This is a genomic window from Caballeronia zhejiangensis (assembly GCF_000698575.1).
Classification (GTDB): domain Bacteria; phylum Pseudomonadota; class Gammaproteobacteria; order Burkholderiales; family Burkholderiaceae; genus Caballeronia; species Caballeronia zhejiangensis.
On sequence record NZ_JFHD01000006.1, the window covers coordinates 214,957 to 229,807 of the forward strand.

16 protein-coding genes are annotated in these 14,851 nt (G+C 63.6%); 13 read left to right on the plus strand and 3 right to left on the minus strand.

Features of this window, described 5'->3' with window-relative positions; genetic code table 11:
- Positions 1-15: 15 nt before the first annotated feature.
- Positions 16-891, minus strand: a complete 876-nt coding sequence (gene thiD, locus BG60_RS11740) for a bifunctional hydroxymethylpyrimidine kinase/phosphomethylpyrimidine kinase (protein ID WP_034471621.1) — start codon at positions 889-891, stop codon at positions 16-18.
- A gap of 309 nt (positions 892-1,200) precedes the next feature.
- Between thiD and BG60_RS11745 the strand changes: the two genes are divergently transcribed.
- Together BG60_RS11745 and BG60_RS11750 are read left to right on the plus strand one after the other, a co-directional pair.
- Positions 1,201-1,371 carry a rubredoxin gene (locus BG60_RS11745; protein ID WP_008342674.1) on the plus strand — a complete coding sequence of 57 codons (171 nt, stop codon included), beginning with the start codon at positions 1,201-1,203 and terminating at the stop codon, positions 1,369-1,371.
- 351 nt (positions 1,372-1,722) lie between these two features.
- A complete protein-coding gene (locus BG60_RS11750; protein ID WP_034471624.1) occupies positions 1,723-3,117 on the plus strand; it encodes a hypothetical protein in 1,395 nt (464 codons plus the stop codon).
- Here BG60_RS11750 and BG60_RS11755 read toward each other — a convergent pair.
- The gene (locus BG60_RS11755; RefSeq protein WP_034471627.1) at positions 3,114-4,613 is read right to left on the minus strand and encodes a cryptochrome/photolyase family protein; all 1,500 of its coding nucleotides are present in this window, start codon (positions 4,611-4,613) and stop codon (positions 3,114-3,116) included. The genes BG60_RS11750 and BG60_RS11755 overlap by 4 nt on opposite strands.
- Positions 4,614-4,643: 30 nt before the next feature.
- Here BG60_RS11755 and BG60_RS11760 point away from each other — a divergent pair, with 30 nt between their 5' ends.
- The 6 genes from BG60_RS11760 to BG60_RS11785 are packed head-to-tail and all read left to right on the plus strand — an operon-like array spanning position 4,644 to position 9,312.
- Entirely contained in the window at positions 4,644-5,222 is a 579-nt protein-coding gene (locus tag BG60_RS11760) for a YqgE/AlgH family protein (protein WP_008342667.1), read from the plus strand.
- Positions 5,219-5,665 carry a Holliday junction resolvase RuvX gene (ruvX, locus tag BG60_RS11765; protein ID WP_034471629.1) on the plus strand — a complete coding sequence of 149 codons (447 nt, stop codon included), beginning with the start codon at positions 5,219-5,221 and terminating at the stop codon, positions 5,663-5,665. The genes BG60_RS11760 and ruvX overlap by 4 nt, the downstream gene beginning before the upstream one ends.
- Positions 5,652-6,167 carry a bifunctional pyr operon transcriptional regulator/uracil phosphoribosyltransferase PyrR gene (pyrR, locus tag BG60_RS11770; protein ID WP_034471630.1) on the plus strand — a complete coding sequence of 172 codons (516 nt, stop codon included), beginning with the start codon at positions 5,652-5,654 and terminating at the stop codon, positions 6,165-6,167. Before ruvX ends, pyrR begins: the two co-directional genes overlap by 14 nt.
- Positions 6,168-6,210: 43 nt before the next feature.
- Positions 6,211-7,221, plus strand: a complete 1,011-nt coding sequence (locus tag BG60_RS11775) for an aspartate carbamoyltransferase catalytic subunit (protein ID WP_034471632.1) — start codon at positions 6,211-6,213, stop codon at positions 7,219-7,221.
- Between the two features lie 10 nt (positions 7,222-7,231).
- The gene (locus tag BG60_RS11780) at positions 7,232-8,509 is read left to right on the plus strand and encodes a dihydroorotase (RefSeq protein WP_034471634.1); all 1,278 of its coding nucleotides are present in this window, start codon (positions 7,232-7,234) and stop codon (positions 8,507-8,509) included.
- A gap of 2 nt (positions 8,510-8,511) precedes the next feature.
- Complete coding sequence (locus BG60_RS11785) at positions 8,512-9,312, plus strand: lysophospholipid acyltransferase family protein (RefSeq protein WP_034471636.1); 801 nt, start codon at positions 8,512-8,514, stop codon at positions 9,310-9,312.
- Here the strand turns inward: BG60_RS11785 and BG60_RS11790 are convergent.
- A complete protein-coding gene (locus BG60_RS11790; RefSeq protein WP_034471638.1) occupies positions 9,281-10,117 on the minus strand; it encodes a symmetrical bis(5'-nucleosyl)-tetraphosphatase in 837 nt (278 codons plus the stop codon). The genes BG60_RS11785 and BG60_RS11790 overlap by 32 nt on opposite strands.
- A gap of 341 nt (positions 10,118-10,458) precedes the next feature.
- Between BG60_RS11790 and rfbB the strand changes: the two genes are divergently transcribed.
- Genes rfbB through BG60_RS11815 form a run of 5 tightly spaced genes read left to right on the plus strand, consistent with a single transcriptional unit; the run spans position 10,459 to position 14,824 of the window.
- Complete coding sequence (gene rfbB, locus BG60_RS11795) at positions 10,459-11,520, plus strand: dTDP-glucose 4,6-dehydratase (protein WP_034471640.1); 1,062 nt, start codon at positions 10,459-10,461, stop codon at positions 11,518-11,520.
- A gap of 11 nt (positions 11,521-11,531) precedes the next feature.
- Complete coding sequence (rfbA, locus tag BG60_RS11800; protein ID WP_034471643.1) at positions 11,532-12,425, plus strand: glucose-1-phosphate thymidylyltransferase RfbA; 894 nt, start codon at positions 11,532-11,534, stop codon at positions 12,423-12,425.
- Positions 12,410-12,961, plus strand: a complete 552-nt coding sequence (gene rfbC / locus BG60_RS11805; protein ID WP_034471646.1) for a dTDP-4-dehydrorhamnose 3,5-epimerase — start codon at positions 12,410-12,412, stop codon at positions 12,959-12,961. The genes rfbA and rfbC overlap by 16 nt, the downstream gene beginning before the upstream one ends.
- Positions 12,958-13,884 carry a dTDP-4-dehydrorhamnose reductase gene (gene rfbD / locus BG60_RS11810; protein WP_034471648.1) on the plus strand — a complete coding sequence of 309 codons (927 nt, stop codon included), beginning with the start codon at positions 12,958-12,960 and terminating at the stop codon, positions 13,882-13,884. Before rfbC ends, rfbD begins: the two co-directional genes overlap by 4 nt.
- A 7-nt stretch (positions 13,885-13,891) precedes the next feature.
- On the plus strand, positions 13,892-14,824 hold the full coding sequence (locus tag BG60_RS11815) for a glycosyltransferase family 2 protein (protein ID WP_051996494.1): 933 nt from the start codon (positions 13,892-13,894) through the stop codon (positions 14,822-14,824).
- The last annotated feature ends 27 nt before the right edge of the window (positions 14,825-14,851 follow it).

Below are 14,851 nucleotides of genomic sequence, written 5' to 3' on the forward strand. Positions count from 1 at the left end.
CCTTCTTTTTGTGTGTCAGTGTCGGGCTTCTCCGGGCAATCCCGTTGGATCGTCGGGCAGCGCGGATGCGTCGCCTTCTTCGTCTGCATCGTTCGAGCGCGCCCAGAAAAAGCGATCCGGCAGATACGCGCCCATGCCGGGCCGGAACGCGGCGCGCGCGGCCTGAAATACGTACTCTTGCGCCTCACGCGCGGCCTCGGCGGGTTCCTGACCGTTGGCGAGCAGGGCGGCGACCGCCGAGCCGAGCGTATCGGTCAGGCCCATGATGCGTTGCACGCTGCGCTCCCACGTGTCCTGTCGCACGAGCCCTTCTTCGCTGTAGAGCGTGTTGACGTGACGATGCGTGCCGGTTTCCATCGCGAGCACGTACTCGCAGCCCTGCGCAAGAATGTGGGAAATCGCGGAATCGAGCGTCGGCGATTCCGCGTCGCTGTCGGGCTGCGCGAGTTGCAGTAGCGTGGCGTGATCGGCAATCAGCATGGTGGTCTGCGGCACGAGCAGATCGGCGAGCGATTCGCGCAGTTCATCGGCGGACAGGACGTGTTCGTCGTCGAGCGTGAAATCGGGCGCGAGAATCAGCGGCACGTCGTCGTAATCGGAGACGACTTCGGCGATGGCGGACACGAGCTCCGCGCGCGTCGCCGCGCCGATCTTGAAGGCGGCGATCGGCATGTCCTCTAGCAACATGCGCGCCTGGGTCGCGACGGTGTCCGGATCGAGGCCCGTCACTTCATCGCAGGTCGCGGAATCGCGCACCGCGTAGCCCGTCAGCACGGTCGCGCCGTGACAGCCCATGCTGGCGAGCGTCAGCAAGTCGGCCTGCAGGCCGGAGCCGCCCGTGGGATCGGAAAGGCCGAAGGTGAGTACGATCGGTGGGGAATCGCCGGTCATGGCAAAAACGGACATTATGGTATTGGATTGCTTGAATGGACGATCGGCTCTAAGCGAACTCGTGCGCGCCTCGGCGCGTGAGCGAATGCCCGCTCGGTCATGTCTGATTATGCGGCCTAACGCAGCCAGGAATGTTTCTTTGCGCACTTTTTTCCGGTGCGCTAGCCTTCTTCACCGGACCCGGCGTGACGGCCGTTTCGACCGATGTCACGATGCGCGCACCGCAGGCGGGCGGCTTGCTAGGCATCGGCACGGCAACACGGTACCATCATGTCCTATTTTTAAACGACCAATCGACTCGGCATAAGTATGGAATACAGAAGCTGGATGTGCCTGATCTGCGGCTGGATCTACGACGAGGAGGCGGGATTGCCTGACGAGGGCATCGCGCCGGGCACGCGCTGGGAGGACGTTCCGATCAACTGGACCTGTCCCGAATGCGGAGCCCGCAAGGAAGATTTCGAGATGGTCCAGATCTGATCTTGTCGTTCTGCCGCGCCGCATGACTCGCGTCATGCGGCGCGCGCTTTTTGCGGACCGCGTACGTCGCTACGGCGCGTGCCGCGCATGGGCCGCCGTCGGGCGGCCCGTCCGATTTTTCGGATTTTGCAGAGTCAGATAAGTTCGTTGCGGCGATTCCGGCGTCGACCGACGTTGGCGAACAAAGATGGGGGAAGCCTTTGCAGGTTCGGTTCCCGCACTGGCCCGTTAAGGCATACGCTTGAAGCAGGCGCGGCGACGCCGTCTCCCGCCTGTCGACGACGCATTTAAACGGCGGGTGACGATGGCCCTCCATCGCCGCGCCCGCGAACCGGCTTGTGAGCGCTTGTTATGACATCTCGTCCCGATCTGCCCGTTCCGTACGAAGCCTTGCCCAATCCGCGCGGCGGATCGGTGCGACTCGCAGAAATGGCGCTGACCGACGCGCTGCACGCGTTCCAGCGTCAGGGCGAAACCGGGGCGGCGCTCAAGCGCGCGATCGCCGCGTTGCATTCGGCGGGCTGGCTTCCCGCGCAGCGCTTCGCCGAGGCGCTGACGCTCGTCGCGCCGCTCGGCGAGGAATCGGAAGGCAGCCACGCACGCATCGCCGATGCGATCGCGGTTTTTCGCGGCGCGGTCGAGCGGCGCAATCTGCGCGAACTCTCGTGCTCGACGGCGCTCTTCGATCACTATCGCGGCCTGCATGCGTTGCTTGCATCGCATACGCGCATCGCGCCGGTTTCCTACGATGACCTTGCCCTCGCGGGCCGCGCCATCGCCCCGGCGACCCTGCGCGGCATCGCGCCGGAGCGGCTCGCGCACACGCGGGCGCGCTATGAGGAAACGTTGCTGAAACTCTTGCGCGGACAGGCCGAAGGCTCCGCCGACACCTTCGCGCGCCTCGACGCCTGCCTCGGCGAACTGCGCGGCCCGGATCCCTACGATTTCTGGCGGCTCGCGTCGTCGGCGGTCGTGGCGCTGCGCGAGCGCGCGCAGCGCACCGGCGGCGAGCTGGACTACATCGCCGACGTCAAGCGTCTCTACGCGCGCTTCAACCTCGTGCTGGCGGATCAGGCGCACGCGCTTTCGTACGCGCCGCGCTCGCTCGTGCGCGCGACGCTCGCGCTGCTGTGGCGCGATTTCGCGCTGTACGGCGCGCGGCCGGAAGATGCCGACCACGTCGATGTTTTGCGCGATTACGGCCTGACGGTCGCGTGGCACGTCGCCGCGACGCCCGAATCGGAAGCGGCGTGGGAAGAGAGCGCCGCGCAGGCGGGCGAGGAAGCCTCGCGCGACGCCGCGACGCGCGATCTCGGCGTGCTGCGCGTGAACGCGAGTGCTTACGAGGACTTCCTGCAGAGCGCGGAAACGTCGATCGACGCGCTCGTCGAGCGCGGCACGCAGGCGAACGAAACCGGCATGGTCGACGAAGCGGCGGCGCTGTCGGCGGCGGACGCGTCGCATCGGCTGGGCGCGGCGGCTTGCGCGCTGGGCCTCGGGCATGTCGCTCTCTTGGCGGATACGCTCGGCCTCGCGTGGCGGCGCGTTGCACATCACGGCGAAACGCACGCCGATGGCGCCGAAGGCGCGACACGCGGCATCGACGCGACCGTGCCCGAGCGCGCCGCGCAAATGCTGCGTTCGATGCTGCATCAGGCGGCGGCCGGCATTGCGCCTTCGGAAGGGCGCGGATCGATCGTCGCGCTGACGTCGATGATCGAAAAACCTGCGCCGTTTGCCCGTTAATCTTCGCGGTCGTCGTCTCCGGGCGGAAGCGCTTTCGCGCCCGGCGCGCGCACGACGTCATAACGTATGAGCGTGCGTTTTCTGGCGGCTTCGTGATCGACGATCGGCTGCGGATAATCCGCGCCGAGCGAGATTTTCGCCGCTTTCAGCGCATCCGGTTTTGCAAGCCACGGCGCGTGGATATCGCGATCGGAAAGAGCCGCGATCTCTGGCACGTAATGACGGATGAACTTGCCCGCCGAATCGAATTTCCGTGACTGCGTGACCGGATTGAAGATGCGAAAGTACGGTTGCGCATCGCAGCCGCTCGACGCGGCCCATTGCCATCCGCCGTTGTTGTTCGACAGCTCGAAGTCGTTCAGATGCGCTTCGAAGTACGCCTCGCCGCGTCGCCAGTCGATGCCGAGATCCTTTGTCAGAAAGCTCGCCACGACCATGCGCAGACGGTTATGCATGTATCCCGACGCGTTGATCTGCCGCATCGCCGCATCGACGAGCGGATAGCCCGTCTGACCCGCGCACCACGCGGCGAAATTCGCGTCGGCGGCATGGCCCGTTTCCCAGCCGATGCGGTCGTACTCCGGCTTGAACGCGCGATGATCGCCAGCCACGCCGACGTGCGGAAAATGGTGCAGCACGGAGAAATAGAACTCCCGCCAGATCAGCTCGCCTAGCCACGTTTCGGCGCCCTTGTCGCCGTGACGCAGCGCATCGTGGGCGCTGCGGGCGAGCGCGCGGATCGACATCGTGCCGTGCCGCAAATGAACGCCGAGATAACTCGGGCCTTTTAGCGCGGGGAAATCGCGCGTGCGACCGTAGTCGGTCATGCGGTCGCGGAAATCGTCGAAGAGCTCATAGGCGCCGCGCGTGCCGGCGGGAAACGCAGGCGCGGGTGCATCGCCGAAACCGAGCGCATCGAGCGATGGAATCGCATGCTTCACGTTCGACGGCGGCTTCGCGAGCGCGTCCAGATGTTCTTCGGATGCGTAGTGCGCAAGCGCATCGGGCGTGAGCGTCGCGAGCCACTTGCGCTTGTACGGCGTGAAGACGGTGTAGGGCTTTGCGGCGCCTGTCATCACATCGTCGTGATCGAAGACGGCCTGATCCTTGAAAGAGAAGAACGCGATGTCCTGACTCGCAAGCTTCTGCGCGACGGCTTCGTCGCGCGCCTTCGCCGCCGGCTCGTAATCGCGATTGACGAACACGGCGTTCGCGCCGCATTCGCGTGCGAGCGAAGGAATATCGTGCACGGGGTGCCCGTGCCGCACGATCAACGCGCCGCCCGCCTCGCGCAGCGTGCGATCCAGCTCGACGACGCTCGCGTGAATAAACGGCACGCGCCGGTCTTTTTTGTCGAGCGGCGCGAGAATATCGCGATCGAAAACGAAGGCGCACAGCACCCGACGGCACCTTGTAAGCGCGTGATAGAGTGCAGCATTGTCTGCCGCGCGCAGATCCCGCCGAAACCAGACCAGACCCACATCAAAGTCGGCCATCTCGCAGCGCCTTTGTTAAAATTCTGAATTATGTCCAAGACTTCCGATCGCATCAATTTGACGAATCAGTTCCTGATCGCCATGCCCAACATGGCCGATCCGACGTTTTCAGGAACGGTAGTCTACCTTTGCGATCACACGGAGAAGGGTGCGCTCGGTCTCGTCATCAACCGGCCGACCGACATCGACCTTCAATCGCTCTTCAATCGCATCGATCTCAAGCTCGAAATCGAGCCGCTCGTCCATTTGCCCGTTTATTTCGGCGGTCCCGTGCAGACGGAGCGCGGCTTCGTGCTGCACGAAGCGGGCGAGGGCGAACCCTATAGCTCGTCGATGAGCGTGCCCGGCGGACTTGCCATGACCACGTCGAAGGACGTGCTCGAAGCAGTCGCGAGCGGCAAGGGCCCCGAGCGCTTCCTGCTCACGCTGGGTCATGCCGGCTGGGGCGCGGGCCAGCTCGAAGAGGAAATCTCGAAGAACGGCTGGCTGACCGTCGAAGCCGATCCGCGCATCATCTTCGACGTACCCGCCGAAGACCGCCTTGAAGCGGCGCTCTCGCTGCTCGGCGTGTCGCGCTCGATGTTGTCCGGCGAAGCAGGGCACGCATGAGCCGCGAAGCCACGCTGCTGGCATTCGATTACGGCGAGAAACGCATTGGTGTCGCCGTCGGCAATACGCTCACCCGCCACGCGCGCGCGCTCGTCACGCTGGAAAACCGCAATCGCGAATATCGCTTCGTCGAAGTGGCCAAACTGCTCGACGAGTGGAAGCCCGACGCCATCGTCGTCGGCATGCCGATGCATCCCGACGGCACGCCGCACGAAATGAGCGCGCTTGCGAAGCGCTTCGGCAATCAGGTGAACGGACGTTTCAACGTGCCGGTGCAATGGGTGGACGAGCGCTACTCGTCGGTCGACGCCAAAGCCGATTTGCGCGAGCGCGGCGTGCGCGCCAATGCGCGGGGCCGCTTCGACGAAATCGACGCCGAAGCCGCGCGCGTCATCCTTCAACAATATCTCGACGGACTTGCCGACGATCATGAGTTCCATTGACGCCGAGGCGCTATATCGCGCGCTCGTCGACCAGGTTCGCGCTGCCTACGGACAATCGCTCGCCGCGCCCGACGGCGCCGTGCTCGCGGGCATTTTCAGCGGCGGCGTGTGGCTTGCCGAGCGGCTCGCGAAGGATCTGAACGCGCCGCGCTTCGGCGTGGTGAACGTGGCGCTGCATCGCGACGACTACGCGAAGAAAGGCCTGCACAGCCAGGCGAGCCCGACCTCGCTCCCCTTTGATGTGAACGGCCGCCGCATCATCCTGGTCGACGACGTGCTGTCCACTGGGCGCACCGTGCGCGCGGCGATCAACGAGCTGTACGACTATGGCCGTCCGGCATCGATCGATCTCGCGGTGCTCGCCGATCGCGGCGGGCGCGAAATGCCGATCGGCGCGCGTTTCACCGGCGCGACGCTCGATGTGCCCGCGAATCAGAATCTCGTGCTCGCGCGTCGCGAAGACGGCGCATTCGACTTCAGGACGGAACCGCGCGCCAGCTGAAGCGAGCGCTTCGACGTCTTTTCAAAGTACATCCGGGATCGACATGAATATCGCCACCGAAGGCGCCGCCGCGCCCGACACCTTTCGCTACGGCTTTCTCAAGGGCAATCCGCAGCTCACGAAGAACGGCGAGCTGAAGCACCTGTTGAGCATCGAAGGATTGCCGCGCTCGATCGTCACGCACATTCTCGATACCGCCGAGCAGTTCGTCAGCGTGACCGATCGCGAAGTGAAGAAGGTGCCGCTTCTGCGCGGCAAGTCGGTGTTCAATCTCTTCTTCGAGAACTCGACGCGCACGCGCACCACGTTCGAGATCGCGGCGAAGCGTCTTTCGGCCGACGTGCTGAATCTGAACATCAACGCGTCGTCGACGAGCAAGGGCGAATCGCTGCTCGACACGATCAACAATCTCTCCGCGATGCACGCCGACATGTTCGTCGTGCGTCACGCATCGAGCGGCGCGCCGTATCTGATCGCCGAGCATTGCGCGCCGCACGTGCACGTCATCAATGCGGGCGATGGCCGTCACGCGCATCCGACGCAGGGCCTGCTCGACATGTACACGATCCGCCATTACAAGCGCGACTTCACGAAGCTGCGCGTGGCGATCGTCGGCGACATCCTGCATTCGCGCGTCGCGCGCTCCGACATTCACGCGCTGACGACGCTTGGCGTGCCCGAAGTGCGCGCGATCGGACCGCGCACGCTGTTGCCGGGCAATCTCGATCAGATGGGCGTGCACGTCTATCACAATCTCGACGAAGGGCTGAAGGGCGTCGACGTCATCATCATGCTGCGCCTGCAGAACGAGCGCATGAGCGGCGCGCTCTTGCCGTCCGCGCAGGAGTACTTCAAGAGCTGGGGATTGACGCCCGAGCGTCTCGCGCTCGCCGCGCCCGATGCGATCGTCATGCATCCCGGCCCGATGAATCGCGGCGTGGAAATCGACTCGCAAGTGGCCGACGGCCCGCAGTCGGTCATCCTGAATCAGGTGACTTTCGGCATCGCCGTGCGCATGGCGGTGATGGGCATCGTGGCCGGCAACACTGACTGACAAAGACGACATGAAGATCCAGATTCAGAACGGCACGATCATCGATCCGGCGGCCGGCACGGAAGAGCGCAAGGACGTGTTCATCGCGGCGGGCAGGATCGTCGGCATCGGCGAGGCGCCCGCGGATTTCAACGCGGCCAAGGTCATCGACGCTTCGGGGCTTTACGTCGCGCCGGGTTTCGTCGATTTGTCGGCGCGTCTGCGCGAACCGGGCTTCGAGCACAAGGCGACGCTCGAATCCGAGATGGCCGCCGCGATGGCGGGCGGCGTGACGAGTCTCGTGTGCCCGCCCGACACCGATCCGACGCTCGACGAACCCGGTCTTGTCGAAATGCTCAAGTTTCGCGCGCAGAAGCTGCATCTCGCGCACGTGTATCCGCTCGGCGCGCTGACGGTCGGGCTCAAGGGCGAGACCATCACCGAGATGGTCGAGCTGACTGAAGCGGGCTGCGTCGGCTTTTCGCAGGCGGATAACCCGATCGTCGATACGCGCACGCTGCAGCGCGCGCTGCAGTACGCGACCACCTACGGCTATACCGCGTGGCTGCGTCCGCAGGATGCGTACATGTCGAAGGGCGGCGTGGCGGCGAGCGGCGCGGTGGCGTCGCGGCTGGGGCTGTCGGGCGTGCCGGTGTCGGCGGAAACGATCGCGCTGCATACCATTTTCGAACTGATGCGCGTGACGGGCGCGCGCGTGCATTTGTCGCATCTGTCGTCGGCGGCGGGCGTCGCGCTCGTGCGCGCGGCGAAGGCCGAAGGAATCGCCGTGTCGTGCGACGTGACCATCAATCACGTGCATCTGACGGACATCGACATCGGCTATTTCGATTCGCAATTTCGCCTCGATCCGCCGCTGCGTCAGCAACGCGACCGCGATGCGATCCGCGCGGGTCTCGCCGACGGCACCATCGACGCGATCTGCTCCGATCACACGCCGCTCGACGACGACGAAAAGCTGCTGCCCTTCGCCGAAGCGACGCCCGGCGCGACCGGCCTCGAATTGCTGCTGTCGCTGACGGTGAAGTGGGCGCGCGAAGCGAACGTGCCGCTTGCGGAGGCGCTGTCGCGCATCACGTCCGCGCCCGCCGACGTGCTGAAGCTCCCCGCCGGCCGCATTGCGACGGGCGCGCTCGCGGATCTGTGCGTGTTCGATGCGGCGAGCGAATGGCGCGTCGATCCGCTGAAGCTTAAGAGCCAGGGCCGCAACACGCCGTTTCGTGGCTACGAATTGCCGGCGCGCGTGCGTGCGACGGTGGTCGGCGGTCACGTCGCTTACGAGAGCCGCTGAACATGCGCTTCGCATGGCGCAAGCTGCGGCTCGTCGCGCATCTGTTGTACGGCATGTGGATCGTCGCGACGCGCTTTGCCCGCGTGTCGGCGGCCGAACGCGCCGAGATGAATCGACTGTGGTCGCTCGAAATGCTGCGGCTGTCGGGGATGAAGCTCGTCGTGCATAACGACGAGGCGCGGCTCGATAGCGGCGTGCTCGTCGTCGGCAATCACATCTCGTGGATCGATATCTACGTCATCAACGCGTGGCGTCCGACGCCGTTCGTGTCGAAGGCGGAGATCCGCAAATGGCCGGTGGTCGGCTGGCTTGCGCATCAACTGGATACGGTGTTCGTGCAGCGCGAGAAGCGCAGCGACGCGAAGCGCATCATGCACGAGCTCGCGGATCGTCTGCTCGCCGGCGAAAAGATGTGCGTGTTTCCGGAAGGCACGACCTCGGACGGGCAAGCGCTGCTGCCCTTTCACGCAAACATGTTTCAGGCGGCGGTATCGGCGTCGTGCCCGGTGCAGCCTATCTGCCTGATGTACGAGGATGCGCGCGGAAGGCAATCGACTGCGCCGGCGTATATCGGCGATATGTCGCTCAACGATTCGCTCGATGCGCTCTTGCGCGCGCGGCCGCTCACCGCGCATCTGTACGTGTGCGATCCGCTCGCACCGGGCGCGGACCGGCGGTTGCTCGCGAGCGAGGCGCAGGCTTCCGTCGACGCCGCACTTCAGCGGATGCGTGGCCTACCCGCCGTCGCCGATGCGATGACGGAAGTGCCGCTCACTTCTTCATCGAGCAGCTCACCTGCGTGACGACGCGCTGCGCGGGATCGGCCGTCAGGCGCACCGCCGACAGCTTGTTGCCCCACACGCAGCCCGAATCGAGGCAGAGAACGTCGTCGCGGATCATGAGACCGAGCGCGGCCCAGTGGCCGAAGACGATCGTCACGTCCTGCGTGCGGCGGTCCGGCACGTCGAACCACGGCATGTAGCCGGGCGGCGCCGCGTCGGGGCCGCCGTTGTTGGCGAACTCCATCGCGCCTTCGGGCGTGCAGAAGCGGATGCGCGACAGCGCGTTATAGATCACGCGCAGCCGGTCGGCCCCCTTCAGTGAGTCGTCCCAGCGATGCGGCTCGTTGCCGTAGAGCGACGCGAGCGTTTCCTTCCAGTTCGGTGCGCGCAGCGCTTGCTCAAGCTCGTGCGCGAGTTCCATCGTCATCGTCGCGTCCCATTGCGGCAACACACCCGCGTGAACCATCAGCACATTGTTTTCGAAGTGCGCGACCGGCTTGTGACGCACCCACTCGATGAGATCGGCGGCGTCGGGCGCGGCGAGGATTTCATCGAGCGTGTCGCCTTTTTTCGGCTTGCGCAGGCCAGCGGCGACGGATAGCAGATTCAGATCGTGATTGCCAAGCACGACAGTTGCGCGCGAGCCGAGGGCGATGATCTCGCGCAATGTCTGCAAGGACTTCGGACCACGGTTGATGAGATCGCCAGCGAACCAGAGCGGTGTGTCGGGTGATGGCGCGGCTTTTTTGAGGAGGCGCTGGAAGGGATCGCAGCAGCCCTGGAGATCGCCGAAGACGAGGGGAGCGGGGGAGGTGGCGATGGTCATCTGGGAGACTTGTTGTCAGGCTTCTAAGAGGAAATCCGGGTGAGCGAAGATTATGGAACAGCGGCTGAGCACTGTCTCTTTAACCGACGGATGCACAGGCGGGAATTACCCGCTGCCACCTGTGCAACCATAAATCGCGAGCTGTATCAAGTTGTTATCCGCCTAGTTTTTGAATGGCGGAGCCTTATAATTCAGGGTTGACCAAACTGGGGCGGAATGCACGAAAATCGGTCATATTTTCCGATTTTGCTTTCATCCGCCGCAAGTGTCGCAATTTTTTTGCATATTCAAGCTTTCCCGAGGCGTAATGACCTGACGGAAAGCTATAAAGAGGGCCACGTATGATTCTCGTGACGGGCGGCGCCGGTTTCATCGGCGCCAATTTTGTGCTGGATTGGCTCAATGGTTCGGACGAACCCGTGCTCAACGTCGACAAGCTGACGTATGCGGGCAATCTGGGAACGCTCAAGTCTCTGAAGGACGACCCCCGCCACATCTTCGAGCGCGCCGATATTTGCGACCGCGCCGCGATCGATGCGCTGCTGGCCAAGCACAAGCCGCGCGCCATTCTGCACTTCGCCGCCGAGAGCCACGTCGATCGCTCGATTCACGGCCCGGCCGATTTCGTGCAGACGAACGTCGTCGGCACGTTCACGCTGCTCGAAGCCGCGCGGATGTACTGGAGCAAGCTGCCCGAAGACGAGAAGCAGGCGTTCCGCTTCCTGCACGTATCGACCGACGAAGTGTACGGCTCGCTTTCGGCCACCGATCCGCAGTTCTCCGAGACCACGCCGTACGCGCCGAACAGCCCGTATTCCGCGACCAAGGCCGGCTCCGATCATCTCGTGCGCGCGTATCACCACACGTACGGACTGCCGGTTCTGACCACCAACTGCTCGAACAATTACGGCCCCTATCAATTCCCTGAAAAGCTGATTCCGCTGATGATCGCCAACGCGCTCGGCGGCAAGCCGCTGCCGGTGTACGGCGATGGCCAGAACGTGCGCGACTGGTTGTACGTGGGCGATCACTGCTCTGCGATCCGTGAGGTTCTCGCACGCGGCGTGCCCGGTGAGACGTATAACGTCGGCGGCTGGAACGAGAAAAAGAATCTCGAAGTCGTGCACACGCTGTGTGACTTGCTCGACCGCGCGAAGCCGAAGTCGAGCGGTTCGTATCGCGAACAGATCACATATGTAAAGGACCGTCCGGGCCACGACCGCCGCTATGCCATCGACGCGCGCAAGCTCGAGCGCGAACTCGGCTGGAAGCCCGCGGAGACCTTCGAAACTGGTCTTGCGAAGACGGTTCAGTGGTATCTGGACAATCAGGCGTGGGCCGACGAAGTGGCTTCCGGCGACTACCGGAAATGGGTCGAGACGAACTACGCGCAGCGCGCGTGAGGGGCTGAATCATGGCGCGCAAGGGCATTATTCTGGCCGGCGGTTCCGGCACGCGGCTTTATCCGATCACCCATGCGGTGTCGAAGCAGCTGCTGCCTGTCTATGACAAGCCGATGATCTACTACCCGCTATCCACGCTGATGATCGCGGGCATTCGCGACGTGCTCGTCATCTCGACGCCGCAGGACACGCCGCGTTTCGAGTCGATGCTCGGCGACGGCAGCCAGTGGGGCATGAATATTCAGTACGCGGTGCAGCCGTCGCCGGACGGGCTTGCGCAGGCGTTCATCATCGGGCGCGAGTTTGTCGGCAATGAACCGTCGGCGCTGATTCTCGGCGACAACATTTTCTACGGGCACGACCTCGCCAAGCAACTTGAGAGCGCGGACACGCGCACCGACGGCGCGACGGTCTTCGCCTATCACGTGCAAGATCCCGAGCGCTACGGCGTGGTCGAATTCGACCAGCAGTTCCGCGCGCTGTCGATCGAGGAAAAGCCCGCGAAGCCGCGTTCCAACTACGCCGTGACGGGTCTGTATTTCTACGACAACCAGGTGTGCGACATCGCCGCGGACATCAAGCCGTCCGCGCGCGGCGAGCTCGAGATCACGGACGTCAATTCACGCTATCTCGAACAGAAGAAGCTCGATGTCGAGATCATGGGGCGTGGTTACGCGTGGCTCGACACGGGCACGCACGAGTCGCTGATCGAAGCGGCCACCTTCATCGCGACGTTGCAGAAGCGCCAGGGTCTCGTGGTGGCGTGTCCCGAGGAAATCGCGTACCGGAAGCGCTGGATCGGCGAGGAGCAACTGCTCGCGCTCGCGAAGCCGCTGTCGAAGAACGCTTACGGTGCATACCTGCTCAATCTTCCCAAGGACAAAGTCGCATGGCCATCCAGGTAACGGCAACGGCGTTGCCCGAAGTCAAGATCATCGAGCCGAAAGTGTTCGGCGATGCGCGCGGCTTCTTTTACGAGAGCTTCAACGCGCGTGAATTCGGGGAGCACGTCGAGAGCGGTGTCGAGTTCGTGCAGGACAATCATTCGCGCTCGGCAAAGGGCGTGCTGCGCGGACTGCACTATCAGATTCAGCATGCGCAGGGCAAGCTCGTGCGCGTCGTGGAAGGCGAAGTGTTCGATGTCGCGGTCGATATCCGCAAGAGTTCGCCGAACTTCGGCAAGTGGGTCGGCGTGAACCTGTCGGAGGAAAACCACCGGCAGTTGTGGGTGCCGCCGGGTTTCGCGCACGGCTTTGTCGTGCTGTCGGAGTCGGCGCAGTTTCTCTACAAGACGACCGATTACTGGTTCCAGGCGCACGAGCGCAGCATCGTGTGGAACGACCCGGAGATCGGCATCGAATGGCCGATCGACTTCGAGCCGCTGCTCGCGGCGAAGGATGCGGCTGGCAAGCGGTTGGCGGAAGCTGAGGTGTTTGCATGAGCGGTGCCGTGAACGATCAACGTACTATCTTGATCACCGGGGCAAACGGCCAAGTGGGGTTTGAGCTTGCGCGAACGATGCAGGGTCTGGGGCGCGTCGTGGCCCTCGGGCGGAACGCGCTCGATCTCGCAGATCTCGACGCGATTCGCGCCGTGCTGCGCAATCTGCGGCCGGCCATCGTCGTTAACGCGGCGGCCTACACCGCGGTCGATCAGGCAGAAGCCGACCGCGACACAGCGTTCAGACTCAACAGTGATGCGCCGGCCGTGCTCGCCCAGGAATGCGCGAAGTTGGGCGCGCTTCTCATTCACTACTCGACTGACTATGTCTTCGACGGCGCAAAGCAGGGCGCCGCTTACGTGGAGAGTGATCCCGCAAACCCGCAAAACGTCTATGGCGCCAGCAAGCTCGCGGGGGAGCGCGCCATCGCCGATGCGCAGGGGACGTATCTGATCTTCCGCACGAGTTGGGTGTACGGTGCCCGCGGCAAGAATTTCGTTCGGACGATGCTCCGTCTTGGCGCAGAGCGCGACGAGCTTCGTGTCGTCGCAGATCAGATTGGCGCGCCGACCTGGTCGAATACGATCGCGACGTCGACGGCTCATGTGGTCGCCTCAGGACTGCGCGCCGGTCAGGTGGACTATTGGGAAAGAAACTCGGGTATCTATCATCTGACAGCGGCAGGCGAGGCGTCTTGGTACGATCTGGCGCGTGCGGTGTTCGAGACCGCCATGGGAGAAAAGGCGCCGCGCGTCGTGCCTATCGAGGCGCGCGAGTATCCCACGCCGGCACGTCGTCCTCAGAATTCACGTATGTCGAACGAAGCCCTCGCTGAGCGTTTCGGCGTCCGGCAGCCCGACTGGCGCGTCGCTCTCGAGCTCTGTCTGGCTGACTGCGACGTTTCTGCAACACGGCAAGTTTGAGGTCGTCATCGACGCAATCGTTGAAGCCCGCTCGCGCGCCGGTGCTGTCGTAGTCTTTTATCGACCCGACGCCGCCTGCTTCGACAGGGTTAATCGGCTGGCTGACTTAATCTTTGTCGTGGTGGTGGACAACACACCGCGTGACGAAGAACAAGACACTGCGTCACGTGCCGGTTCGCTCGATCCACGGATCGAATACCGCGCAAGCGGAATGAATCGTGGAATCGCAGCGGCCCAGAACGAAGGTGTCGATGCGCTGATTTCGCGCGGATTCGATTACGGACTGCTCCTCGATCAAGATAGCGAGGCGTCGAAAGATTTGGTGGTCGGGCTTGTCGGCGCCATGCATGAGTTGAGAAAGGAAGGGCGCAGGGTTGCCTTGGTCGGGCCGGCCTATGACGATCCGCGCCTGGGTGGCGTAACGCCATTCGTGCGTTTCGGCGCGCTGGGCTTGACGCGCGTGCCGATCGTTGGAAGTGAGCCGCTCGAAGTCGACTTCCTGATTTCGTCGGGCTCGTGCATCGCGTTGTCCGAGTGGCACGTCGTGGGGCCGATGGACGAGTCGCTCTTCATTGACTTCGTCGATGTCGAATGGTGCGTGAGAGCGAAGCGCGCGGGATGTTCGGTGATCGGCCTGCCGTGGCTCACGATGCAGCATAGCCTCGGCGACGAACCCGCGCTCGTTCTGGGACGGACGTTTGCCATGCATTCTGCGTTTCGGCATTACTTCCTTTTTCGCAACGCGATCGCGCTCATTTTTTATCGACGATACATGCCGCTTGGCTGGAAGATTTCCGAGCTCGGCAAGCTCCCGGTGCGTGCGGTGATCTACCCATTGTTTTCCGGACAACCCGTCGAGCAAATCAGAATGATCGTCCGCGGTGTGGTGCACGGAATGATCAATAAGTTGGGGCCACTGCGTCAGAAGCACGGCAAGTAGTTCGATGCGCTGCGTGCCGTGGATTGC

Coding starts and splice junctions, on each gene's coding strand:
- BG60_RS11780 (WP_034471634.1), top strand. CDS start 7,232: ATGAAGATCCAGATTCAGAACGGCACGATCATCGATCCGGCGGCCGGC.
- pyrR (WP_034471630.1), top strand. CDS start 5,652: ATGAGTTCCATTGACGCCGAGGCGCTATATCGCGCGCTCGTCGACCAG.
- BG60_RS11745 (WP_008342674.1), top strand. CDS start 1,201: ATGGAATACAGAAGCTGGATGTGCCTGATCTGCGGCTGGATCTACGAC.
- rfbC (WP_034471646.1), top strand. CDS start 12,410: ATGGCCATCCAGGTAACGGCAACGGCGTTGCCCGAAGTCAAGATCATC.
- rfbA (WP_034471643.1), top strand. CDS start 11,532: ATGGCGCGCAAGGGCATTATTCTGGCCGGCGGTTCCGGCACGCGGCTT.
- BG60_RS11755 (WP_034471627.1), bottom strand. CDS start 4,613: ATGGCCGACTTTGATGTGGGTCTGGTCTGGTTTCGGCGGGATCTGCGC.
- ruvX (WP_034471629.1), top strand. CDS start 5,219: ATGAGCCGCGAAGCCACGCTGCTGGCATTCGATTACGGCGAGAAACGC.
- BG60_RS11760 (WP_008342667.1), top strand. CDS start 4,644: ATGTCCAAGACTTCCGATCGCATCAATTTGACGAATCAGTTCCTGATC.
- BG60_RS11750 (WP_034471624.1), top strand. CDS start 1,723: ATGACATCTCGTCCCGATCTGCCCGTTCCGTACGAAGCCTTGCCCAAT.
- BG60_RS11785 (WP_034471636.1), top strand. CDS start 8,512: ATGCGCTTCGCATGGCGCAAGCTGCGGCTCGTCGCGCATCTGTTGTAC.
- BG60_RS11775 (WP_034471632.1), top strand. CDS start 6,211: ATGAATATCGCCACCGAAGGCGCCGCCGCGCCCGACACCTTTCGCTAC.
- BG60_RS11790 (WP_034471638.1), bottom strand. CDS start 10,117: ATGACCATCGCCACCTCCCCCGCTCCCCTCGTCTTCGGCGATCTCCAG.
- rfbB (WP_034471640.1), top strand. CDS start 10,459: ATGATTCTCGTGACGGGCGGCGCCGGTTTCATCGGCGCCAATTTTGTG.
- rfbD (WP_034471648.1), top strand. CDS start 12,958: ATGAGCGGTGCCGTGAACGATCAACGTACTATCTTGATCACCGGGGCA.
- thiD (WP_034471621.1), bottom strand. CDS start 891: ATGACCGGCGATTCCCCACCGATCGTACTCACCTTCGGCCTTTCCGAT.